Consider the following 6,000-nt stretch of genomic DNA (forward strand, 5'->3'; position numbering starts at 1 on the left):
CTGCCCGACGACCCCACCTGCGATCGCATCACCACCATCGACGGGTACCTGGTCGTGTGCGGAGGGGACCCACTTGCGCCGGCGAGATCATCCCAGTAAACATTTACTTGTGACTTCGAAGAGCAAACAGGCGCTGCTCGACGCCGGAGCCGAGGTGTTCGCCCGCCACGGGCTGAAAGGCACCCGGGTTCGCGAGATCGTCGAGCGCGCGGGCGTCAACGAGCGGATGATCTACGACCACTTCGGCAGCAAGGAAGGGCTGTACCGGGCGGTCCTGGACGCGCAGAGCAGCGACATGGGAGCGGCGTGGCGGCCGGTTCTGGACCGGTTGACCGGCCAGGATCCGGTCGCGGCCACGCGCGTCGCGTTGCGGGCGTACTTCGACCTGGTCTGCGAACGTCCCCTGCTGGTGCCGCTGCTGCTGCACGAAGGGCTGGGCGAGGGGGAGATCCGGCCGCCGATCGAGCCCGCGGACCTGCCCGCGCCGCTGCGCGAGGTGTTCGAGCGCGGGCAGCGGGAGGGGGCCTTCCGGGCCGACGGCGACTTCGAGCTGTTCTACGTCACCGCGATCTGCCTGCTGACGGTGCTTCCCACCCTGCCGGGGCGGCTGACCGCCCTGGCCGGCGGCACCAGCGGCGAGCAGGCACGGGCGCGGCTGCGCGACCAGGCGGTGGACCTGCTGCTGGAGGGCATCACGGGGCCGGCGGGAGCAGGCCGGTGAGCGACTTACAAGTGCTGATCGCCGGGGCCGGGCCGACCGGCCTGACGCTGGCCTGCGACCTGGCCCGCCGCGGCGTCGCCGTACGCGTCATCGACCAGGCCCCCGGACCGTTTCCCGGCTCGCGCGCCAAAGGCGTCACCCCCCGCACCGTGGAGGTCCTCGACGATCTCGGCCTCGCCCAGGAGGCCGTGCGGGCCGCCACGCCGGTCGTCATGCGGCACTACGGGCGCGACGGCACCTTCACCGACCAGCGTCCGGCGTCGTACTGGCAGACCAGCCCGGCCGAGCCGCACCCGCAACTGCTGCTGCCGCAGTGGCGCACCGAGGCCATCCTGCGCTCCCTGCTGGGCCGCCTGGGCGTCACGGTCGAGTACGCCACCCGGCTGATCCGGTTCGAGCAGGACGGCAAGTCGGGGGCCACCGTGCGGCTCTTCGACATCTTCCGCGGTTCGCACTTCACCCTTGTGGGCTTCGGCCAGAGCAGCCGAAGCTCGCTCGACGCCGTACGCGATGCCTGGCCCGGCCCTCTACGTACGTGCCTGATCGCCGAAGCAGGCACGCTCACCGACGCTGACGGCCACGCGGCCGACGGCTACGGCGTCACCGGCGAGGCCATGGTGCTCGTACGTCCCGACGGCCATCTCGCCCTGACCGTCGAAGCCCACGACACCGTCACCGTGCTGACCTACCTTGAGGCATTGAAAAGGCTGCCGCCTGGGCGCTTGCTCGATCGACGGCGGGTACGTCACCTCCAGCGAGTCTCCGAGCGCCAGCCGCCGCCACGCCGCGACGGCCTCCCGGATCCTGGCCCGCACGGCGGGCAGCGTCGTGGTGGTCAGCACGTCCGGCCGGGACAGGTGCCGACCCCGGCACTGCTGATCCACCCAGGTCAGACACTGCTGGTCATCGGCGTCGACCCAGGTGGCGGTGCCGATGCCGGCGACGACGCACTCGGCGAGGACCACGTGACCCTCATGCCTGGCCGAGGTCGGTGCAGTAGGTGATCGTCGCGTCGTCCGCCGCCACCGCGTGGCGCGTCTCCGCCTGCCGGACACGATGGATGATGTCGGCGGGCCCGCTCGACGCCAGTACGGCCATGACCCCCGGCCAGTCGGCGAGCTGGAAGGGGTCCACGATGCGGCTGGCTCCATTGCTGAGCAGGACGGCGCCGCTCAGCTCGGAGATCGCACAGCTTCCGGTGATCGCCTCGTCCGCCGCGCGCGGGTCGTCCTTGGCCACCCAGAAGCCGCCCGGCTGGTTCCGGTTGGCGCGCAGGTCCCGCAGGAGGCGGTGGTAGTCCTCGCTGCCCTTGGCGGCGGCCTCGAGCGCGGGCTCGTACGACCGGCTGATGATCACCTCCCGGGGATCGGAGACGACCAGCGGCGCGTCGTCAGCTCTGTCGAGCACGAGGAACGCGTCACCGAGCACCAGGTACTCGAGCAGGCCGCCGGACAGGCGCAGGACGGCCACGGCCGCCGACGGGCTGATGGGGTTGGCGACGTCGCAGGTGTGGCGGTGCTCGTTCGTCACCTGCTCGATGGCTTCGGCGAGCAGCGCCGGAAGGCCGCGGTCCCCTACGAGTGACAGGAGGTTGGCTCCCAGGCGGCCTGCGTACCAGGCAACGCCGTGCCGGCAGGTCGCTTCGCCGCCGGGGATGCCGGCCCCGTCGACCAGCACCGCCGCCGTCGGCACAGCGCCGGTGAAGTCCTCGTTCGCGCGGGTGGTCCCTTTCGCGACGCTCGTCATCGTCACCCGCATGTCCTCGCGCCGCCTTCCCGTCGCTCGGTTTCCGCTATGAGGTCACCTGAGGTGGGGCAGGCCGCAGGCGAGGTCGTGTTCCAGGGTGCGGGCGTAGGACTCGACGGTGGCGACGATGTCGACGGCGTCGGGGTCGAGCAGCCACTGCGTCTGCAGGCCGTCGAGGGTCGCGATGATCTCGGTGGCCTTGGCCACCGGGTCGATGTCCGGGCGGGCGACGCCGTCGGCCTGGGCGGAGCGGATGTTGTCGGCCACGATGGCGCGCATCGCGCGGTAGCGTTCGACGAAATGTTCGTGGCCGGGCGAGCCCGGCTCGAGGCTCTCCGCCACCAATACCGTGAACAGTTTGGCCAGCCCGGCCCGCTGCTTGTTACGGCGCGCGAACTCCGGCAACGCCCGAAGCCGCCCGGAGGGCTCCATGCCGAGCAGTTCCAGGGCGAACGCCTCACTGTCCAGGTCACGCCGCTCGATCACCGCCAGCAGCAGGCCCGCCTTGCTGCCGAAGTGGTGCAGCAGACCGGGCTCGGTGATGCCGGCCCGGGCCGCGACGTCGGCGAGCGAGGTGCCGCGGAAACCGCCGCGGGCGAACATCTCGCCGGCCGCCGTGATGATCTCCTCCCGCCGCAGGCGAGCGCGTTCCTGCCTGCCGGATCCTTGCCTGCTCGGGGTCACGGTGTTAAACCTAACGCAACTCACTTACCGAGCACTAGGTAAGTGAACCCCCCTTCGGTACGAGTAGCGAGGTGCGACGATGCCGCCCAGACCCCACCGCATCCGGTCCTTACTGATCATCGCGGTCGCCCTGCTGGGCGGGCTCTGCCCCGGTTCGCCGGCCCAGGGCGCGCAGCGGGAGCCGGTCATCCTGGTTCACGGCTGGAACGGCTCGCCGACCGAGTTCGCCCAGATGCAGACGGCGCTGGAGCAGGCCGGCTACCCGACGTACGCGATCGACCTGCCCGGCGAGGAGAACCTCGCCAACGCCCGGGCCATCGCCGACCTGGTGGAGCAGGCACGCGGCGAACACGGCGGCAGCAAGGTCAGTCTCGTCGGGCACAGCATGGGAGGGCTGTCCGCGCGCTACTACCTCAAATCCCTCGGCGGCGCCGCCAAGACGCTCAGCTACATCTCGATGGGCACCGGGCAGCTCGGCTACTGGCCCGCCTGCCTGCTGCCGGCCGGTCAGGGCGGGCAGATGTGCCCCACCAGCAGCTTCATCACCCAGCTCAACAGCGGCGACCCCACGCCGGATCCGGTCAGGTACACGTTGCTGACGAGCTCGCTCGACGAGACGCGCAACGACGTCATCGCCGGCGCCTGGTGCCGGGCCGAATTCGCCGGCGTGGCGCATGCCGACGAACCGGCGTCACCGGTGTTCATCGACGCCGTCCGCAACGCCCTTGACGGGCGATGCCCGTCCTAGATGCCTCGTAGAGGGCGAAAAGCGATCGCCGATCGCGCGGGCGACCAACTACTGTCGCCCGGATGGGAAGCGATCTTCTGCCATTGCTGTGGCTGTGCGGGCCGTCAGGTGTCGGGAAGTCCTCGCTCGGCTGGGAGGTGTTCGCCCAGCTGAGCCGGGGCGGCGTCCGGGCGGCGTTCGTCGACGCCGACCAGATCAGCCTGTGCTACCCCCTGCCGGAGATCGGCACCCATCGGATCCGGGCCCGGAGCCTGGCCGCGATGTGGCCCAACTTCCGGGAGCAGGGGGCACAGTGCGTGGTCCTGTCGGGTTTCGTCGACACCGCTGAGGAGATCGGCGAGTACGCGAAGCGTCTCCCGGACGCCGCCTTCACCGTGTGCCGGCTGCGCGTGAGCACCGATGAGCTCAAGGAACGGTTTGTCGGGCGGGGATGGCGTCCCGACCTGGTGGCGGAGGCCGTCGCCGAGGCGGAGTCGCTGGAGGGCAGCGACTTCGCCGACCTGTGCCTGGATACCGGCGGGCTGACCGTGCCCGAGGCGGCCCGGATGGTCCGCGAGCGAGCCGGTGGCTGGCCGCGTCCCGGCCCACCCGTCGGCCATGTTTCCCGACCGGCCGCACCGCGCGCCGTTGACCCGGTTCCGGTGCTGTGGTTGTCCGGCGCCACCGCGGTGGGGAAGTCGACCGTCGGCTATGAGGTCTTCTCGCGGATCGTCCGGGCCGGCGTACGAGCTGCTTATGTGGATCTGAAGCAGATCGGCGTGTTACGTCCCGCCACGGACGACGACCCGGACGGCCATCGCCTCAAGGCGCGCAACCTCGCGGCCCTCTTGGCCGGATACCGCGCGGCCGAGGCCAGGTGCCTGATCGTCTCCGGGCACGACGACCGGGACGACACCGTCCGCGACTACGCCGAGCTGCTTCCCGGCGCGGCGCTGACGGTGTGCCGTCTGCACGCCGGGCCCGCGACGCTGGCCGAGCGCGTCACGCGGCGCGGCCGGGGAGGCGGGCCGGCGATACCGGGCGATGAGCTGAAGGGACTGGACCCCGAAGCCCTGCGCCGCGTCGCCGAACGGGCGGCACGCGAGGCCTTGGCGCTCGACCGCGCCGGAGCGGGTGACCTGCGTATCGACACGGACGACCGGTCGGCGCAAGAGGTGGCCGACGAGATAAGGGCGCTCATCGGCGACTGGCCGAACTAAGCCAAAGCGAACGGTCCCGCGCTCAAGGCGCCCGGCCGCTTGACAGTCATGCCCTTCATAGGATAGTTGCGCTATCCAACAACTAGATAGCGCGACTACCCAACAGGGAGACGTGATGGAGACGAGCATCGTTCTGGTGGTGGCCCTGCTGGGCTTCCGCGCGCTGGGGGCCTTCGGGGTCGGCCGGTTCGCCTCATGGCCGGTCAGCGCGGCGCACGCCCTGGCCGTCATGCTCTTCATGACAGCCAGCGCGCACTTCGTCCCGGAAAGCGTCACGGTGATGCCCACCCACGGGGATCTCGTACGCATGGTGCCGCCCTTCGTGCCCTTCGCCGACGCGGTGGTCTACCTGACCGGCGTGCTGGAGCTCATGGGCGCGGTGGGGCTGATCATCGCCAGGACACGCTGGTCGGCCGGGATCGGGCTGATCGCGCTCTTCGTCCTGCTGCTGCCGGCCAACATCTACGCCGCGCTGGCCGACGTGCCGTTCAACGGCGGCGAGGCGTCCCCGTTGTGGCTGCGCATTCCCGAGCAGGTCCTCTACATCGCCGTCGCACTCTGGGGCATCCGCTCGGCGCCCCGGGTGTGGCCGCTGCCGCTTCGCGCGGGTTACGGCTTCGTCGACACCGCCCTCGACGGCCGACGAGGCCCGGCCCGCGATCGAGCCTGATCGATACGACAGCTGGCGCGATCATTCCGAAAACGTGCCCAATACCCTGTTGACCGTGTAGGGAATTGGTGGATACGTGAAGGGATGAGCCTCTGGACCCCGGACCCCACGTTCTATCCTTCGCCCAGGGACGCGGTCGGCGCACCCGCCGAGAAACTGGCCTATGTCGTCGCCTTCGACCGGTCGGCGACCAGGCCGGACGCGCTGGCCGTACTCGACACCGATACCGCCT

7 protein-coding genes are annotated in these 6,000 nt (G+C 70.6%); 5 read left to right on the plus strand and 2 right to left on the minus strand.

Annotated elements, in window-relative coordinates; translation table 11 throughout:
* Positions 1-109: 109 nt before the first annotated feature.
* The gene (locus AB0B64_RS54345; RefSeq protein WP_357956906.1) at positions 110-721 is read left to right on the plus strand and encodes a TetR/AcrR family transcriptional regulator; all 612 of its coding nucleotides are present in this window, start codon (positions 110-112) and stop codon (positions 719-721) included.
* Positions 718-1,725, plus strand: coding sequence for an FAD-dependent monooxygenase (locus AB0B64_RS54350; RefSeq protein ID WP_358201970.1), 1,008 nt, complete (start codon positions 718-720; stop codon positions 1,723-1,725). Before AB0B64_RS54345 ends, AB0B64_RS54350 begins: the two co-directional genes overlap by 4 nt.
* On the opposite strand, the gene AB0B64_RS54355 is transcribed toward AB0B64_RS54350, so the two are convergent.
* Positions 1,694-2,473, minus strand: coding sequence for an integrase (locus tag AB0B64_RS54355; RefSeq protein ID WP_357956901.1), 780 nt, complete (start codon positions 2,471-2,473; stop codon positions 1,694-1,696). The two genes, AB0B64_RS54350 and AB0B64_RS54355, sit on opposite strands and share 32 nt — an antisense overlap.
* A 48-nt stretch (positions 2,474-2,521) precedes the next feature.
* Positions 2,522-3,151, minus strand: a complete 630-nt coding sequence (locus tag AB0B64_RS54360; protein WP_358201976.1) for a TetR/AcrR family transcriptional regulator — start codon at positions 3,149-3,151, stop codon at positions 2,522-2,524.
* A gap of 79 nt (positions 3,152-3,230) precedes the next feature.
* Here AB0B64_RS54360 and AB0B64_RS54365 point away from each other — a divergent pair, with 79 nt between their 5' ends.
* From AB0B64_RS54365 to AB0B64_RS54375, 3 genes are all read left to right on the plus strand, one after another.
* Positions 3,231-3,899 carry an alpha/beta fold hydrolase gene (locus AB0B64_RS54365; protein ID WP_357956897.1) on the plus strand — a complete coding sequence of 223 codons (669 nt, stop codon included), beginning with the start codon at positions 3,231-3,233 and terminating at the stop codon, positions 3,897-3,899.
* Between the two features lie 62 nt (positions 3,900-3,961).
* A complete protein-coding gene (locus AB0B64_RS54370; protein ID WP_357956895.1) occupies positions 3,962-5,098 on the plus strand; it encodes a hypothetical protein in 1,137 nt (378 codons plus the stop codon).
* Positions 5,099-5,213: 115 nt separating this feature from the next.
* Positions 5,214-5,768, plus strand: a complete 555-nt coding sequence (locus AB0B64_RS54375; protein ID WP_357956893.1) for a hypothetical protein — start codon at positions 5,214-5,216, stop codon at positions 5,766-5,768.
* Positions 5,769-6,000: the final 232 nt, after the last annotated feature.

The sequence above is a fragment of the Nonomuraea sp. NPDC049129 genome, assembly GCF_040648495.1.
GTDB lineage: Bacteria > Actinomycetota > Actinomycetes > Streptosporangiales > Streptosporangiaceae > Nonomuraea.